Here is a 16277-nt window from a genome sequence, read left to right on the forward strand (position 1 = left end):
TGCGCGAAGGCATTAAACAGTGAAGGCATCTTGCAGCAGTTTTTCCTGCTGCTCGGCGTGCATCGACGCATAACCACACGCAGGTGCAGCAGAAGCATCACGGCCGGCATATTCCAGGCCCAGGGCCTTGTTATGGTTGCCGATGCTGCGACGCAGGTGATGCTGGCTGCTGTACCACGCGCCCTGGTTCATCGGTTCTTCCTGGCACCACACCACGTGGGTGAGGTTGGTGTAAGGCGCGATGGCCTCCATCAGGTCTTCTTCCGGGAACGGATAGAGCTGCTCGATACGCACGATGGCGATGTCTTCGCGGCCTTCGGCACGACGTTTTTCCAGAAGGTCATAGTAGACCTTGCCGCTGCACAGGATCAGGCGAGTCACCTTGGCCGCGTCCAGCGTGTCGATTTCTGAAATAACGGTCTGGAACGAGCCTTCGGCCAGGTCCTCGAGCGTGGAGATCGCCAGTTTGTGGCGCAACAGCGACTTGGGCGTCAGCACGATCAGCGGCTTGCGCAGCGGACGGATGACCTGGCGACGCAGCAGGTGGTAGATCTGCGCCGGGGTCGTCGGTACGCACACTTGCACGTTGTGCTCGGCGCACAGTTGCAGGTAACGCTCCAGACGTGCCGAGGAGTGCTCCGGCCCCTGCCCTTCATAACCGTGTGGCAACAGCATGGTCAGGCCGCAGAGACGACCCCACTTGTGCTCGCCGCTGGTGATGAACTGGTCGACAACCACCTGGGCACCGTTGGCGAAGTCGCCGAACTGGGCTTCCCAGATCACCAGCGCATTCGGCTCGGTGGTGGAATAACCGTATTCGAACGCCAGGACGGCTTCCTCGGACAGCAGCGAATCGTACAGGTCGAAACGTGGCTGGCCCTTGTACAGGTGTTGCAGCGGAATGTAGGTGCTGGCGTCTTTCTGGTTGTGCAGCGCCGCATGGCGGTGCGAGAAAGTACCGCGGCCTACGTCCTGGCCGGTGATGCGGATCGGGTGACCTTCGAATGCCAGGGTCGCGTACGCCATGGTTTCGGCATAGCCCCAGTTGATCGGCAGGCCGCCGGCTTGCATCTTCTGACGGTCTTCGTAGATCTTGGCGACCTGGCGCTGGACCACGAAGCCTTCCGGGATTTCCAGCAGCTTGGCGGACAGTTCCTGCAAGGTCTTGAGGTCGAAACGCGTGTCGTGACGAGCGGTCCAGGCGTGGCCCAGGTAAGGACGCCAGTCCACGAACAACTCTTTGTTCGGTTCCTTGACCAGGCTTTTCACCACGTGCAGGCCGTTGTCCAGGGCGTTGCGATATTCATCGACTTTTTCCTGGACGCGCTCGGCGTTCAGCACACCGGCCTGGGTCAGGCGCTCGGCATACAGTTCACGGGTGGTGCGCTGCTTGGCGATCTGTTGGTACATCAGCGGCTGGGTGCCACTTGGCTCGTCGGCCTCGTTGTGGCCACGACGACGGTAGCAGACCAGGTCGATCACCACGTCGCGCTTGTACTGCATGCGGTAGTCGATGGCCAGCTGGGTCACGAACAGCACGGCTTCCGGATCATCACCATTCACATGGAGGATCGGCGCCTGGATCATTTTCGCGACGTCGGTGGCGTACTCGGTGGAACGCGAGTCCAGCGGGTTGCTGATGGTGAAACCGACCTGGTTGTTGATCACGATGTGCACGGTGCCGCCGGTCTTGAAACCGCGGGTCTGCGACATCTGGAAGGTTTCCATGACCACGCCCTGACCGGCGAATGCCGCGTCACCGTGGATGGAAATCGGCAACACCTTCTCGCCGGTCGGATCGTTGCGACGATCCTGGCGGGCGCGAACCGAACCCTCGACCACCGGGGAAACGATTTCCAGGTGGGACGGGTTGAACGCCATCGCCAGGTGGACTTCGCCACCGGTGGTCATCACGTTGGACGAGAAGCCCTGGTGGTACTTCACGTCACCGGAACCCAGCTCGACCTTCTTCTTGCCTTCGAACTCGTCGAACAGCTCGCGCGGGTTCTTGCCGAAGGTGTTGACCAGTACGTTCAGGCGACCACGGTGGGCCATGCCGATGACGACTTCCTTGGTGCCGTAGGAACCGGAACGCTGGATCAGCTCGTCGAGCATCGGGATCAGGCTTTCACCGCCTTCCAGGCCGAAACGCTTGGTACCTGGATACTTGGTGCCCAGGTATTTCTCCAGGCCTTCACCGGCCGTGACGCGCTCGAGCAGGTGGCTCTTGATGTCGGCGGAGTAGGTCGGACGGCCACGAACGCTTTCCAGACGCTGCTGGAACCACTGGCGCTGCTCGGAGTCGGTGATGTGCGTGAACTCAGCGCCGATGGTGCGGCAATATGTCTGCTGCAACGCTTCGTGAATTTCGCGTAGGCTCGCTTCCTCTTTGCCGATGAACAGGTCGCCGGCACGGAAGGTCGTATCAAGATCGGCATTGGTCAAGCCGTAATGAGTGATCGACAGGTCTGCAGGTGCAGGACGCTGCCACAGCCCCAGCGGGTCCAGCTGGGCTGCCTGGTGGCCGCGCATCCGGTAGGCCTGGATCAGTCGCAGCACTTCGACTTGCTTCTTCTCGTGCTCACTGCTCACGCTACCGGCAGATACCGGTTGGGCGCGGCGCTGGTTCTTCGCCAGCAGCACGAAATGATCGCGAATCGTCGAGTGCGAAACATCAGTGGCAGAGTTACCGTCAGCCGGCAACTTCTGAAAGTAGGTGCGCCATTCTTCTGGCACAGCGTTAGGGTCGTGCAGGTAGAGCTCGTAGAGCTCTTCCACATAGGCAGCGTTACCACCGGAGAGGTGGGCACTGTTCCACATGCGCTGCATCACGCTTTCTTGCATGCTTGGTCACCCTCGATTAGGGGAACACCACCGGCGAAAACACCGAGCAAACTTGCAGAAGTCCGAGTGCAGCGACTAAAACAAGCCACTTAGGATCACGCTGATAGTCCGGGTACCAGCCCGGATGCCCCTGCTTGTCTCATTTCTTCAAAATAAGAACCGCCGCTTTGTGAGCGGCTGTTCTGGTTATGCTACGACGCGGGTTGAAGCCCGCGCCCTAGCCTCTACGGGTACAGCGGTTCTACGGGTACAGCAGCTGAATCACACGCCGTTTTGCAGCAGCATGTTACGTACGTGACCGATGGCCTTAGTCGGGTTCAGGCCTTTCGGGCAGACGTTGACGCAGTTCATGATCCCGCGGCAGCGGAATACGCTGAACGGGTCATCCAGTGCGGCCAGACGCTCGGACGTCTTGGTGTCACGGCTGTCTGCCAGGAAGCGGTACGCTTGCAGCAGGGCGGCCGGGCCCAGGAATTTGTCCGGGTTCCACCAGAAGGATGGGCACGAGGTCGAGCAGCAGGCGCACAGGATGCACTCGTACAGACCGTCGAGCTTCTCACGCTCTTCCGGGGACTGCAGACGCTCGATGGCCGGAGCCGGCGTGTCGTTCTGCAGGAATGGCTTCACCTTCTCGTATTGCTTGTAGAAGATGCTCATATCGACGACCAGGTCACGGATCACCGGCAAACCTGGCAGCGGACGAACGATCAGCTTGTTGCCCTTCACAACGGCCGACAACGGCGTGATGCAGGCCAGGCCGTTCTTGCCGTTGATGTTCATGCCGTCGGAGCCACAAACGCCCTCGCGGCAGGAGCGACGGTAGGAGAAGCCCTCGTCCTGTTCCTTGATCAGGGCCAGCACGTCCAGCACCATCAGGTCCTTACCACCGGTATCGACCTGGAAATCCTGCATGAACGGCGCAGCGTCCTGATCAGGGTTGTAGCGATAAACACTGACTTGCAACATAGCGGTCACCCTTAATAAGTCCGGACTTTTGGTTCGAAAGTCGGAACAGTCTTCGGCGAGAAGTTCACGGCACGCTTGGCGACGCGTTTTTCACCCGGGAAGTACAAGGTGTGGCACAGCCAGTTTTCGTCGTCTCGGTCTTCGTAGTCTTCGCGGGCGTGGGCGCCACGGGACTCTTTACGCACTTCTGCGGCGATGGCGGTGGCTTCGGCCACTTCCAGCAGGTTCTGCAACTCCAGCGCTTCGATACGGGCGGTGTTGAACGCCTGCGATTTATCGTTGATCTTCACGTTGGCGATTCGTTCACGCAATTGCGCCAGCTGGGCAATACCCTTCTGCATGTATTCGCCGGTACGGAATACACCGAAGTAGTTCTGCATGCAGCTTTGCAGCTCGCGACGCAGGGTGGCGACGTCTTCGCCATCGGTGCGCTCGTTCAGGGCGGACAGACGGGCCAGGGCCGCGTTGATGTCGGCGTCGGTGGCGTCGTCGTATTCGATACCGTCGCTCAGCGCCTTCTCCAGGTGCAGGCCGGCGGCACGACCGAAGACCACCAGGTCGAGCAGCGAGTTGCCGCCCAGGCGGTTGGCACCGTGAACCGATACGCACGCCACTTCACCCACTGCGAACAGGCCAGGGATGATCTGGTCGACGCCTTCGGCGTTCTGGGTGATTGCCTGGCCATGGATGTTGGTGGCAACGCCGCCCATCATATAGTGGCAGGTTGGAACGACCGGCACCGGCGCGACGACCGGGTCGACGTGGGCGAAGGTCTTGGACAGCTCGCAGATGCCTGGCAGGCGGCTGTGCAGCACTTCCTCGCCCAGGTGGTCGAGCTTGAGCATCACGTGGTCGCCATTCGGGCCGCAACCGTTGCCGGCGATGATTTCCTTGACCATCGAACGGGCAACCACGTCACGACCGGCCAGGTCCTTGGCGTTCGGAGCATAACGCTCCATGAAACGCTCGCCGTGCTTGTTGATCAGGTAGCCGCCTTCACCACGGCAGCCTTCGGTGACCAGTACACCGGCGCCGGCGATGCCGGTCGGGTGGAACTGCCACATTTCGATGTCTTGTACCGGCACGCCAGCACGCAGGGCCATGCCAACGCCGTCACCGGTGTTGATCAGGGCGTTGGTGGTGGAGGCGTAGATACGGCCTGCACCGCCGGTCGCCAGCACGGTGGCCTTGGAACGGATGTAGGTGGTTTCGCCGGTTTCGATGCAGATCGCGATCACGCCGACGAAGGCGCCGTCCTGGTTTTTCACCAGGTCAACGGCGTAGTACTCGTTCAGGAACGTGGTGCCGGCCTTCAGGTTGCCCTGATAAAGGGTGTGCAGCAGCGCGTGACCGGTACGGTCGGAGGCCGCGCAAGTACGGGCAGCCTGCCCGCCCTTGCCGTAGTCCTTGGACTGGCCACCGAACGGACGCTGGTAGATGCGGCCGGTTTCGGTACGGGAGAACGGCAGGCCCATGTGGTCCAGCTCGAACACCGCGGCCGGGCCTTCCTGACACATGTATTCGATAGCGTCCTGGTCACCGATGTAGTCGGAACCCTTGACGGTATCGTACATGTGCCAGCGCCAGTCATCGTTCGGGTCGGCCGAAGCGATGGCGCAGGTGATGCCGCCCTGGGCGGAAACAGTGTGCGAACGAGTCGGGAAAACCTTGGTGATCACGGCAGTCTTGTGACCGCCCTGCGCCAGTTGCAGCGCTGCGCGCATGCCGGCACCGCCGCCACCAATGATGATGGCGTCGAAAGAAATCGTAGGAATGTTAGCCATGAATCAGATACCCCAAAGAATCTGCACACCCCAGACGAAGTACGCGAACATCGCGACGCCGCATACCGCCTGGAAAAGGAAACGTATGGCAGTCGCCGACTTGCCGAACGCCATTTGCGTCAGGTAGTCGGTGGCGATGGTCCACATGCCGACCCAGGCGTGAGCGCCCAGTGCGACAAGGGCCAGCAGACTGAAGATACGCATCCAGTTGTTTGCAAACAGTTCGTGCCATTGGGCATAGCCAAGGCCAGGGTTTGCCACGACATATCCGATCAGGAAAATGAAGTAAGCCGCGAGAACGACCGCAGACACACGCTGCGCCATCCAGTCATAAAGGCCCGAACGCGAGAGGTTCGTAACGTTGGTTACCATATCCAGACTCCTGCCAGAACAATCACCACCACGGAAACGGCGATAACGATTTTCGAGCCCAGCTTGCCGCCTTCCAGCGTTTCACCGATGCCCATATCCATGATCAAGTGGCGCACACCGGCAACCAGGTGATACAGCAAGGCGGACAGGATGCCCCAAATCACTAGCTTGGCTAGCGGACTGGTCAGACACGCTTTCACCTGACCGAAGCCTTCTTCCGAGTCGAGCGACTTGTCCAATGCGTAAAGCATGATGGCCAGGCTGACGAAGAGGATGACACCGGAGATACGGTGAAGAATGGACGTGTAAGCAGTGACTGGGAGTTTGATGGTCCTTAGGTCTAGGTTTACAGGTCGTTGGCTTTTCACGGCTTTTTTTTCACACTGAAGAGCCCCTAACAATCAGGGCAAAGTTGTTGCGGCGCGCACTGGTCAGGTACTCACCACCCAGGGAGTGACGACCCCCAAGAAAGCAGGCCCAAAAGCCCCTGGCGGTCGGTGGCCGAGTATAGACAGTTAGGCTACTAATGACAACGCGTTCACCTTCCCCTAATAGCGCATTGCACATACCAGACAAAAGGCGTAAACGGCAGGTAATTTCGCGGAAAAAGTCCGGTTAAAGCCTTCTGGAGCAAGACTTTAGGCAAATTGACTTTCGGATTTATCTCACTATAGTGGTGCGGGCCCTGCGTGGGGGGTCTGTCTGATGATTCCAAGCATTAATAGGAGGCCACATGGCTGACAAAAAAGCGCAGTTGATCATCGAGGGCGCAGCCCCCGTCGAGCTGCCCATTTTAACCGGCACCGTTGGTCCCGATGTAATCGACGTACGGGGCCTGACGGCCACGGGCCGTTTCACCTTTGACCCAGGTTTCATGTCGACCGCCTCGTGCGAGTCGAAAATCACCTACATCGACGGCGACAACGGCATCCTGCTGCACCGCGGCTACCCGATCGAGCAACTGGCTGAAAAATCGGACTACCTGGAAACCTGCTACCTGCTGCTCAACGGCGAGCTGCCAACCGCAGAGCAAAAGGCCCAGTTCGTCAGCACCGTGAAGAACCACACCATGGTTCACGAGCAGCTGAAGACCTTCTTCAACGGCTTCCGTCGCGATGCCCACCCGATGGCCGTCATGTGCGGCGTTGTCGGCGCCCTCTCGGCCTTCTACCACGACTCCCTGGACATCAATAACCCCCAGCATCGCGAAATCTCTGCGATCCGCCTGGTGGCCAAGATGCCGACCCTGGCAGCCATGGTCTACAAGTACTCCATGGGCCAGCCCATGATGTACCCGCGCAACGACCTGAACTATGCAGAAAACTTCCTGCACATGATGTTCAACACCCCGTGCGAGATCAAACCGATCAGCCCGGTGCTCGCCAAGGCCATGGACCGGATCTTCATCCTCCACGCCGACCACGAGCAGAACGCCTCCACGTCCACCGTACGCCTGGCCGGCTCGTCGGGTGCCAACCCGTTCGCCTGTATCGCCGCCGGTATCGCGGCACTCTGGGGCCCGGCCCACGGCGGTGCCAACGAAGCGGTACTGACCATGCTCGATGAAATCGGCGATGTCTCGAACATCGACAAGTTCATCGCCAAGGCCAAGGACAAGAACGATCCGTTCAAGCTGATGGGCTTCGGTCACCGGGTCTACAAGAACCGCGACCCGCGCGCCACCGTCATGAAGCAGACCTGCGACGAAGTGCTCAAGGAACTGGGGATCAAGAACGATCCGCAACTCGAACTGGCCATGCGCCTGGAAGAGATCGCCCTGACCGACCCGTACTTCATCGAGCGCTCGCTGTACCCGAACGTCGACTTCTACTCGGGGATCATCCTCAAGGCGATCGGCATTCCAACCAGCATGTTCACCGTGATCTTCGCCCTGGCGCGGACCGTCGGCTGGATCTCCCACTGGAAGGAAATGCTCTCCAGCCCGTACAAGATCGGCCGCCCGCGCCAGCTGTACACCGGCTACGAGTCGCGTGACATCACCGAGCTGCAAGATCGCAAGTAAGACCCGGGCCTTGCATTAAGGTCTCAAGCTGCACCGGAACGGCCCCTGCTTCTTATATAAGAGCAGGGGCCGTTTTGTTTGTAAGCGCTTTGATCTGTGGTGAGGGGGGCTGCCGCTATCGCGAGCAGGCTCGCTCCCACAGGCGACCGCATTCCAGTGTGGGAGCGAGCATGCTCGCGATGGCGGCAGACCTGATCACCTCTTTAGTCCAGGCACAAAAAAATACCCCTGTCTCTCGACAGGGGTATTTTCCTATGCTGCACCGCTTCTAACTTGCAGCTTGAAGCTTGCAACTCGCCACTGTTCTATTAATGGTTAACCGCCCCACTCGCCCCCAGGCCCGTCTGCGAACGCACGAACTGCGGGAAGAACAGCGCCCGCTCGTTGGCCGCTTCAGCCGACTTGTCGGTGATGGAGAAGAACCAGATGCCCACGAAGGCAATGGCCATCGAGAACAGCGCCGGGTACTCGTACGGGTAGATCGGCTTCTCGTGACCCATGATCTGCACCCAGATGGTCGGGCCCAGGATCATCAGGCCCACGGCACTGACCAGGCCCAGCCAGCCGCCGATCATGGCGCCACGGGTGGTCAGCTTCTTCCAGTACATCGAAAGCAGCAGCACCGGGAAGTTGCAGCTCGCCGCGATGGAGAACGCCAGGCCCACCATGAACGCGATGTTCTGCTTCTCGAACAGGATGCCCAGGGCGATTGCCAGCACCGCCAGGGCGATGGTGGTGATCTTCGAGACGCGAATCTCGTCCTTTTCGTTGGCCTTGCCTTTCTTGATCACGCTGGCGTACAGGTCGTGGGACACCGCCGAAGCGCCTGCCAGCGTCAAGCCGGCCACCACCGCCAGGATGGTCGCGAAGGCGACCGCCGAGATAAAGCCGAGGAAAATACTGCCACCCACCGCGTCGGCCAGGTGCACCGCCGCCATGTTGTTGCCACCGAGCAAGGCACCTGCCGCGTCCTTGAAGGCCGGGTTGGTGCTGACCAGCAGGATCGCGCCGAAGCCGATGATGAAGGTCAGGATGTAGAAGTAGCCGATGAAGCCTGTGGCGTACAGCACGCTCTTGCGCGCTTCCTTGGCGTCACTCACGGTGAAGAAGCGCATCAGGATATGCGGCAGGCCAGCAGTACCGAACATCAGCGCCAGACCCAGGGAGAAGGCCGAAACCGGATCCTTCACCAGGCCACCCGGGCTCATGATCGCTTCACCTTTAGGGTGAACCTTGACCGCTTCGGAGAACAGCATGTTGAAGTCGAAGTTCACGTGCTTCATGACCATCAAAGCCATGAACGAAGCACCCGACAGCAACAGCACTGCCTTGATGATCTGTACCCAGGTGGTGGCCAGCATGCCGCCGAACAGCACATAGAGGCACATCAGGATGCCCACCAGGATCACCGCGACGTGGTAGTCCAGGCCGAACAGCAGCTGGATCAGCTTGCCGGCGCCCACCATCTGCGCGATCAGGTAGAACGCCACGACCACCAGCGAGCCGCTGGCCGACAGGGTCCGGATCTGCTTCTGCCCCAGGCGATAGGACGCCACGTCGGCGAAGGTGTATTTACCCAGGTTACGCAGGCGCTCGGCGATCAGGAACAGAATGATCGGCCAGCCCACCAGGAAGCCGATCGAGTAGATCAGACCGTCGTAGCCGGAAGCGAATACCAGGGCGGAAATCCCCAGGAAGGACGCCGCCGACATGTAGTCACCGGCAATCGCCAGGCCGTTCTGGAAACCGGTGATCCGGCCGCCAGCGGCGTAGTAGTCACTGGCCGACTTGCTGCGCTTGGACGCCCAGTAAGTGATGCACAGGGTCAGGCCGACGAAGGCCACGAACATGATGATGGCCGAGACGTTGAGCGGTTGTTTCTGCACGGCCCCGGTCAGGGCCTCAGCCGCCCAGGCACCCGGGGCGAACGCTGCAATGCTCGAGAGAGCCAGTAGACGCCGGATCATTGCTGAGCCTCCTTGAGAATCGCATTGTTCAGGTCGTCGAACTCGCCATTGGCACGTCGCACGTAGATACCGGTCAGGATGAAAGCCGAGATAATCAGGCCGACACCGATGGGAATGCCCCAGGTGATCGTCGACTCGGGCGCGATCTTGGCCCCGAGCACGTGTGGCCCGTAGGCAATCAGTAGGATGAATCCGGCGTACAGCCCTAGCATGATCGCCGAGAGAATCCAGGCGAACCTTTCCCTTTTTCTCACCAGCTCCTTGAAGCGCGGGCTGTTTTGAATCGAGAGGTAAATGCTGTCGTTCATTGTTTTTATCCTCGCAGCACAATTTAAGTTGGAACGACTCTACTCTATGCGGCCCAAGGCCAGGTTCCAGACGACCTTAGTATTAGAACGACATGACGGTTTTGCCAGTTTCCCGACATTTTTCACGGATTCATGTAGGAGCGGGCTGGCTCGCGAAGGCGGTGCGCCAGGCAATACCTGATTTGCAGGCAGGCCGCTTTCGCGAGCAAGCCCGCTCCTACAAGGTTATGGACAATGTTCAAAATAGGCGGGCATAAAAAAACCGCATGACACGACGTCATGCGGCTTTCGGGATCACTGGATCAGGCGGATTACTTGCCAGTCCAATCCTTGACGCGGTCCGGGTGCTTGGCGACCCAGTCCTTGGCAGCGGCTTCAGGCTTGGCACCCTCCTGGATGGCCAGCATGACTTCGCCGATTTCGTCTTTCGAAGCCCATTGGAATTTCTTCAGGAAGGCAGCCACTTCCGGCGCTTTGGTGTCCAGTTCCTTGCTACCGATGCTGTTCACGGTCTCAGCCGCGCCGTAGACGCCTTTCGGGTCTTCCAGGAAGCGCAGTTTCCACTTGGCGAACATCCAGTGCGGTACCCAGCCGGTCACGGCGATGGATTCGTTCTTCTTCTCGGCACGGGTCAGCTCGGCGATCATGCCGGCGCCGGAACTGGCCTTGAGTTGGTAGCCGGTCAGGTCGTAGTCCTTGATGGCCTGTTCGGTCTTGAGCATCACGCCTGAACCGGCGTCGATGCCGACGATGCGTTTCTTGAAGGAGTCGTCGGTCTTCAGGTCCTCGAGGGACTTGGCCTTGACGTATTCAGGCACGATCAGGCCGATCTTGGCGTCCTTGAAGTTGGGACCGTAGTCGACCACCTGGTCCTTGTTCTTGGCCCAGTAGTCGCCGTGCGTCACCGGCAGCCAGGCCGAGAGCATGGCGTCGAGCTTGCCGGTAGCCACGCCTTGCCACATGATCCCGGTCGCCACCGCTTGCAGCTTCACGTCGTAGCCCAGCTTCTGCTTGATGACTTCGGCCGCGACGTGCGTGGTCGCGACGCTGTCGGACCAGCCGTCAACGTAGCCGATGCTCAGGGTTTTGGTTTCGGCACTGGCCAGTGTGGAGCTGATCGCCAGTACCAGTGCGGCACCTGCGCCCAAGAGTCGTCGCATCTTCATCGTTACTTCCCCGAAAGTGCTGCGCCCGACGGATGCCGAGCAGCGTCAACGTGTTGTTATGGTCACAGCGCCCCCATCACGCTCGCTCACCCAAACCGGTTCGAACGCCAGTGGAGTACTGACGCGTCGATCATCAACCTGCGCCGATCCGTATCCTGCTCTGTCAGCGACCTCGATAAACCGAGAAACGACATCAGAACGCCAGCTGCGACACGCAGCGCCCAACTAGCCATCACCGGGGCCGAACGTGTATCGTCCCGCTACTATTGCACCCACTGCGTGCCTGTTTCGTGCCGATCATGGCACTTGGCTTCGCTTCGGTGGTCATAGGCTGCGAACCTCATTCGGCACCTTCCTCTTAGGGATCTCGTCATGCTCCGTTCCTTGCGCTTCGCTGCCCTCTTCGGCGGCCTTATCCTGAGTGCGTCCGCGCTGGCGGCAGATATTGACGCCGCCAGTTATGGCTACCCCTTGACCAACCCGTTCGAGGCGACCATTGCCACCACCCCGCCGGACCTGCGCCCGGAGTTGCCGCTGATCGAGGACATCAATCAGTCCGACCACAGCCTGAAACTGCGCCCGGAACGCGAGTTCATCCTGCCGGACAACTTCTGGCCGGTGAAAAGCCTCACCTACCGCCTGGCCACCCAGGACAAGCCGGCACCGCTGATCTTCCTGATCGCCGGCACCGGCGCGCGCTACGACAGCAGCCTCAACGAATACCTCAAGCGCCTCTACTACAAGGCCGGCTACCACGTGGTGCAGCTGTCATCGCCCACCAGCTTCGACTTCATGAGCGCGGCTTCACGCTTCGCCACACCGGGCATTTCCAAGGAAGACGCCGAGGACATGTACCGGGTGATGCAGGCCGTGCGTGCGCAAAACCCCAAGCTGCCGGTGACCGAGTATTACCTCACCGGTTATAGCCTGGGCGCACTGGATGCGGCCTTCGTCGCGCACCTGGACGAAACCCGGCGCAGCTTCAACTTCAAGAAAGTCCTGTTGCTCAACCCGCCGGTGAACCTCTACACCTCGATCACCAACCTGGACAAGCTGGTGCAGACCCAGGTCAAGGGCATCAACAGCACCACCACCTTTTATGAGCTGGTGCTGAACAAGCTGACCCGCTACTTCCAGCAAAAAGGCTACATCGACCTCAACGACGCCCTGCTCTACGACTTCCAGCAATCCAAGCAACACCTGAGCAACGAGCAGATGGCGATGCTGATCGGCACGTCCTTCCGCTTCTCGGCGGCCGACATCGCGTTCACGTCGGACCTGATCAACCGTCGCGGCCTGATCATCCCGCCCAAGTTCCCGATCACCGAAAGCACCAGCCTGACGCCGTTCCTCAAGCGCGCACTGCAATGCGACTTCGACTGCTACCTCACCGAGCAGGTGATCCCGATGTGGCGCGCGCGCACCGACGGCGGCAGCCTGTTGCAACTGGTCGACCAGGTCAGCCTGTATGCATTGAAGGATTACCTGCAGGCCAGTTCGAAGATCGCTGTCATGCACAACGCCGACGACGTCATCCTTGGCCCGGGCGACCTGGGCTTCCTGCGCAAGACCTTTGGCGATCGCCTGACGGTTTATCCACTGGGCGGCCACTGCGGCAACCTTAACTACCGCGTCAACAGCGACGCCATGCTGGAGTTCTTCCGTGGCTAAATATCTCCTGCTTATTGCGGCGCTCCTGGGGGCGGGCATGGTGCACGCCGACGACGGCAAGACCGCTGCGCCAGCGGTGGTGGACCCGGATGGCTTCAAGGAACCACTGACCAAGCTCAAGTTCAACCCGGGGCTGGACCAGCGCGAATTCGAGCGCTCGACCCTCAACGCCCTGAACGTGTACGACCCTTTGGAATCCTGGAACCGCCGGGTCTATCACTTCAACTACCGCTTCGACCAATGGGTGTTCCTGCCCGTCGTCGATGGCTACCGCTACATCACCCCCAGCTTCGTGCGCACCGGGGTCAGCAACTTCTTCAACAACCTGGGCGATGTGCCGAACCTGATGAACAGCCTGTTGCAGTTCAAGGGCAAGCGTTCGATGGAGACCACGGCGCGGCTTTTGCTCAACACCACCGTCGGCATCGCCGGCCTGTGGGACCCCGCCACCGCCATGGGCCTGCCGCGCCAGAGCGAAGACTTCGGCCAGACCCTGGGCTTCTACGGCGTACCGGCCGGCGCGTATTTCGTGCTGCCGATCTTCGGCCCGTCGAACCTGCGCGACACCTCGGGCTTGCTGGTGGACTACACCGCCGAATCGGCGATCAACTTCCTGAACGTCGCCGAAGTCAGCGCCAACCACCCGGAACTGCTGCTCCTGCGAGGCGTGGACAAGCGTTACCAGACCAGCTTCCGCTACGGCCAGCTGAACTCGCCGTTCGAGTATGAAAAAGTCCGCTACGTGTACACGGAGTCGCGCAAGTTGCAGATTGCCGAGTAGTTTGGGCGCCCCCAAAACCAGTGTGGGAGCGGGCTTGCTCGCGAAGGCGGTGTGTCAGGTAACCTATGTGCTAACTGACACACCGCCTTCGCGAGCAAGCCCGCTCCCACAGTTGTTTTGCGTTGCCAGGTCTAGCCCTTCAACGCTTTCCAGATCTTGCCCACTGCCATCACCCCCGCCAACACCACCGCACCCGCCACGATCCCCGCCACCGCATTGAGCAACATCGGCACGATGAACCCCGCGCCGCCGGCGCTGGCCGCCACACCTTCGATCCAGTGGTGCACCACCGGCACACCGTGGGTGAGGATGCCGCCGCCCACCAAGAACATCGCCGCCGTGCCGATCACCGACAGGCTTTTCATCATGTAGGGCGCGGCGCGCAGGATGGCGCCGCCGATACGCTGGGCGGCCTGCCCCGGCTTTTGTGTCAGCCAGAGCCCCAGGTCGTCGAGCTTGACGATCCCCGCCACCAGGCCATAGACGCCGGCGGTCATGACAATGGCGATGCCGGAAAGCACGATCACCTGCTGGGTCAGCGTGGCATCGACCACCGTACCCAGGGTGATGGCGATGATTTCCGCCGAGAGGATGAAATCGGTGCGCACCGCGCCCTTGATCTTGTCCTTTTCGAAAGCCACCAGGTCGACCGCCGGGTCAGCCACTGCCTGGGCCAACTGCGCGTGTCCGGCCTGGTCCTCGGCCGGGCTGTGAAGAAACTTGTGGGCCAACTTTTCAAAGCCCTCGAAGCACAGGTAGGCACCGCCCACCATCAGCAGCGGCGTCACCAGCCAGGGCACGAAGGCACTGATCGCCAACGCCGAGGGCACCAGGATCAACTTGTTGATGAACGAGCCCCTGGCCACGGCCCAGACCACCGGCAGTTCCCGCTCGGCACGCACGCCAGAGACTTGCTGGGCGTTGAGCGCCAGGTCGTCGCCCAGCACACCGGCGGTTTTCTTGGCGGCCATCTTGGTCATCAACGCTACGTCGTCGAGCACGGTGGCGATGTCGTCGATCAGTACCAGCAAACTGCTTCCAGCCATGGAGGGGCTCCTTGAACAATAATGCCGCGCAGCATACCGCGAGCCGCGGCCCTCGGGGCATTCTTGAGCGCCGCGCGAGGCCGGTGCTACCATGCGCCACCGCCAGAACAGGCAAGGAACCCCTGGGTTTATGAGCACTATCCGCGAGCGCAACAAAGAACTGATCCTGCGTGCCGCCAGCGAGGAATTTGCCGACAAGGGATTCGCCGCGACCAAGACCAGCGACATCGCGGCCAAGGCCGGCCTGCCCAAACCCAACGTCTACTACTACTTCAAATCCAAGGAAAACCTCTACCGCGAGGTCCTGGAAAGCATCATCGAACCGATCCTCCAGGCGTCCACCCCTTTCAATGCCGACGGCGTACCGAGTGAAGTGCTCAGCCACTACATTCGCTCCAAGATCCGCATCTCCCGCGACCTGCCCTTCGCCTCGAAGGTCTTCGCCAGCGAAATCATGCACGGCGCCCCCCACCTGAGCCCCGACCTGGTGGAACAACTCAACGCCCAGGCCCGGCACAACATCGACTGCATCCAGACCTGGATCAACCGCGGCCAGATCGCCCCCATCGACCCCAACCACCTGATGTTCAGCATCTGGGCCGCCACCCAGACCTACGCTGATTTCGACTGGCAGATCACCGCCATCACCGGCAAGGCGAAGCTGGATGAAGCCGATTACGAAGCGGCGGCGCAGACGATTACCCGGTTGGTGTTGAAAGGGTGTGAGACAGGCTGATACACCGAGTCGCTGCCTATTCGCGAGCAAGCCCGCTCCCACAGGTGCTGATGGTTGATACGAAAGATATGGACACCGCAACCCCCTGTGGGAGCGGGCTTGCTCGCGAATGGGCCGACTCGATTTAAGCTCAAACCCAGATCGCATCCCACAAAGGATAGTCGCCAAACCGTTTGACCAAACCGGCCCGCAATGGGTTGGCCACGACATACCGGGCAAGCTTGACCAGATTTTCTTCCCGTCGCAGCGCCCGGTCATGGTAGCCCTGCTGCCAGAGACTCCCCGTTCTCCCAGACTTCTCGTTGACGCCCCTGACACTTAAAGATTTCACCTGACACATCAACTGCCCTAAAGAGCCGCGATGCAGTTGGATCAACCAATGAAAATGGTCAGGCATTACGACGAAAGCCAACGAGTCTGCAATGCCACATTTCTCTATTGCCCTGAACTGGTGGATAACTATTCTGCCCAGACCGTAGTCCCCGAAAACAGGTTCGCGCTCCAACGTGTTGGCTGTCAGCAGATAGATGCGATTTGGCTCTGCCCATCGACCGATGCGCAGGCGATGCGAAGCTGAACGTGCAGGCATTCCATCGAGTCCTTTCCTGGATGA

Annotated in this window: 14 protein-coding genes; 4 read left to right on the forward strand and 10 right to left on the reverse strand. The window is 60.3% G+C overall.

The window, feature by feature from the left end:
* Window positions 1-12: 12 nt before the first annotated feature.
* The 5 genes from KI241_RS19640 to sdhC form a co-directional block, all read right to left on the reverse strand.
* On the reverse strand, window positions 13-2844 hold the full coding sequence (locus tag KI241_RS19640; protein WP_042731940.1) for a 2-oxoglutarate dehydrogenase E1 component: 2832 nt from the start codon (window positions 2842-2844) through the stop codon (window positions 13-15).
* Between the two features lie 261 nt (window positions 2845-3105).
* Window positions 3106-3810: a succinate dehydrogenase iron-sulfur subunit gene (locus KI241_RS19645; protein ID WP_039594133.1), complete on the reverse strand. Its 705-nt coding sequence runs from the start codon at window positions 3808-3810 to the stop codon at window positions 3106-3108.
* A gap of 11 nt (window positions 3811-3821) precedes the next feature.
* The gene (sdhA, locus tag KI241_RS19650; protein WP_042731479.1) at window positions 3822-5594 is read right to left on the reverse strand and encodes a succinate dehydrogenase flavoprotein subunit; all 1773 of its coding nucleotides are present in this window, start codon (window positions 5592-5594) and stop codon (window positions 3822-3824) included.
* 3 nt (window positions 5595-5597) lie between these two features.
* On the reverse strand, window positions 5598-5966 hold the full coding sequence (gene sdhD, locus KI241_RS19655; protein ID WP_042731480.1) for a succinate dehydrogenase, hydrophobic membrane anchor protein: 369 nt from the start codon (window positions 5964-5966) through the stop codon (window positions 5598-5600).
* A complete protein-coding gene (gene sdhC / locus KI241_RS19660; RefSeq protein ID WP_024780620.1) occupies window positions 5960-6334 on the reverse strand; it encodes a succinate dehydrogenase, cytochrome b556 subunit in 375 nt (124 codons plus the stop codon). Before sdhC ends, sdhD begins: the two co-directional genes overlap by 7 nt.
* Before the next feature lie 365 nt (window positions 6335-6699).
* Here sdhC and gltA point away from each other — a divergent pair, with 365 nt between their 5' ends.
* Window positions 6700-7989: a citrate synthase gene (gene gltA, locus KI241_RS19665; protein ID WP_042731481.1), complete on the forward strand. Its 1290-nt coding sequence runs from the start codon at window positions 6700-6702 to the stop codon at window positions 7987-7989.
* 308 nt (window positions 7990-8297) lie between these two features.
* Here the strand turns inward: gltA and KI241_RS19670 are convergent, their stop codons facing one another.
* From KI241_RS19670 to KI241_RS19680, 3 genes are all read right to left on the reverse strand, one after another.
* Window positions 8298-9956: a cation acetate symporter gene (locus KI241_RS19670; protein ID WP_042731482.1), complete on the reverse strand. Its 1659-nt coding sequence runs from the start codon at window positions 9954-9956 to the stop codon at window positions 8298-8300.
* The gene (locus KI241_RS19675; RefSeq protein WP_042731483.1) at window positions 9953-10264 is read right to left on the reverse strand and encodes a DUF485 domain-containing protein; all 312 of its coding nucleotides are present in this window, start codon (window positions 10262-10264) and stop codon (window positions 9953-9955) included. The genes KI241_RS19670 and KI241_RS19675 overlap by 4 nt, the downstream gene beginning before the upstream one ends.
* A 311-nt stretch (window positions 10265-10575) precedes the next feature.
* On the reverse strand, window positions 10576-11430 hold the full coding sequence (locus KI241_RS19680; RefSeq protein ID WP_042731484.1) for a glycine betaine ABC transporter substrate-binding protein: 855 nt from the start codon (window positions 11428-11430) through the stop codon (window positions 10576-10578).
* A 372-nt stretch (window positions 11431-11802) separates the two neighbouring features.
* Here KI241_RS19680 and KI241_RS19685 point away from each other — a divergent pair, with 372 nt between their 5' ends.
* Together KI241_RS19685 and KI241_RS19690 are read left to right on the forward strand one after the other, a co-directional pair.
* A complete protein-coding gene (locus tag KI241_RS19685) occupies window positions 11803-13101 on the forward strand; it encodes a serine/threonine protein kinase (protein ID WP_042731485.1) in 1299 nt (432 codons plus the stop codon).
* On the forward strand, window positions 13094-13882 hold the full coding sequence (locus KI241_RS19690; RefSeq protein ID WP_042731486.1) for a VacJ family lipoprotein: 789 nt from the start codon (window positions 13094-13096) through the stop codon (window positions 13880-13882). Before KI241_RS19685 ends, KI241_RS19690 begins: the two co-directional genes overlap by 8 nt.
* A 131-nt stretch (window positions 13883-14013) precedes the next feature.
* Here the strand turns inward: KI241_RS19690 and KI241_RS19695 are convergent, their stop codons facing one another.
* Entirely contained in the window at window positions 14014-14928 is a 915-nt protein-coding gene (locus KI241_RS19695; protein ID WP_047736458.1) for a DUF808 domain-containing protein, read from the reverse strand.
* Window positions 14929-15058: 130 nt separating this feature from the next.
* Between KI241_RS19695 and KI241_RS19700 the strand changes: the two genes are divergently transcribed.
* Complete coding sequence (locus KI241_RS19700; protein ID WP_047736459.1) at window positions 15059-15664, forward strand: TetR/AcrR family transcriptional regulator; 606 nt, start codon at window positions 15059-15061, stop codon at window positions 15662-15664.
* A 130-nt stretch (window positions 15665-15794) separates the two neighbouring features.
* Here KI241_RS19700 and KI241_RS19705 read toward each other — a convergent pair whose 3' ends face one another.
* Window positions 15795-16253, reverse strand: a complete 459-nt coding sequence (locus KI241_RS19705; RefSeq protein WP_212802900.1) for a transposase — start codon at window positions 16251-16253, stop codon at window positions 15795-15797.
* Window positions 16254-16277 lie beyond the last annotated feature (24 nt).

This window comes from Pseudomonas sp. Cab53, assembly GCF_018325965.1.
GTDB classification, from domain to species: Bacteria; Pseudomonadota; Gammaproteobacteria; order Pseudomonadales; family Pseudomonadaceae; genus Aquipseudomonas; species Aquipseudomonas chlororaphis_E.

Bases quoted from the DNA above. Each gene is read 5' to 3' on its own strand.
- KI241_RS19645 (WP_039594133.1), bottom strand. From the start codon at position 3,810: ATGTTGCAAGTCAGTGTTTATCGCTACAACCCTGATCAGGACGCTGCG.
- KI241_RS19705 (WP_212802900.1), bottom strand. From the start codon at position 16,253: ATGCCTGCACGTTCAGCTTCGCATCGCCTGCGCATCGGTCGATGGGCA.
- KI241_RS19640 (WP_042731940.1), bottom strand. From the start codon at position 2,844: ATGCAAGAAAGCGTGATGCAGCGCATGTGGAACAGTGCCCACCTCTCC.
- KI241_RS19695 (WP_047736458.1), bottom strand. From the start codon at position 14,928: ATGGCTGGAAGCAGTTTGCTGGTACTGATCGACGACATCGCCACCGTG.
- KI241_RS19670 (WP_042731482.1), bottom strand. From the start codon at position 9,956: ATGATCCGGCGTCTACTGGCTCTCTCGAGCATTGCAGCGTTCGCCCCG.
- KI241_RS19675 (WP_042731483.1), bottom strand. From the start codon at position 10,264: ATGAACGACAGCATTTACCTCTCGATTCAAAACAGCCCGCGCTTCAAG.
- KI241_RS19680 (WP_042731484.1), bottom strand. From the start codon at position 11,430: ATGAAGATGCGACGACTCTTGGGCGCAGGTGCCGCACTGGTACTGGCG.
- KI241_RS19700 (WP_047736459.1), top strand. From the start codon at position 15,059: ATGAGCACTATCCGCGAGCGCAACAAAGAACTGATCCTGCGTGCCGCC.
- KI241_RS19685 (WP_042731485.1), top strand. From the start codon at position 11,803: ATGCTCCGTTCCTTGCGCTTCGCTGCCCTCTTCGGCGGCCTTATCCTG.
- sdhA (WP_042731479.1), bottom strand. From the start codon at position 5,594: ATGGCTAACATTCCTACGATTTCTTTCGACGCCATCATCATTGGTGGC.
- gltA (WP_042731481.1), top strand. From the start codon at position 6,700: ATGGCTGACAAAAAAGCGCAGTTGATCATCGAGGGCGCAGCCCCCGTC.
- sdhD (WP_042731480.1), bottom strand. From the start codon at position 5,966: ATGGTAACCAACGTTACGAACCTCTCGCGTTCGGGCCTTTATGACTGG.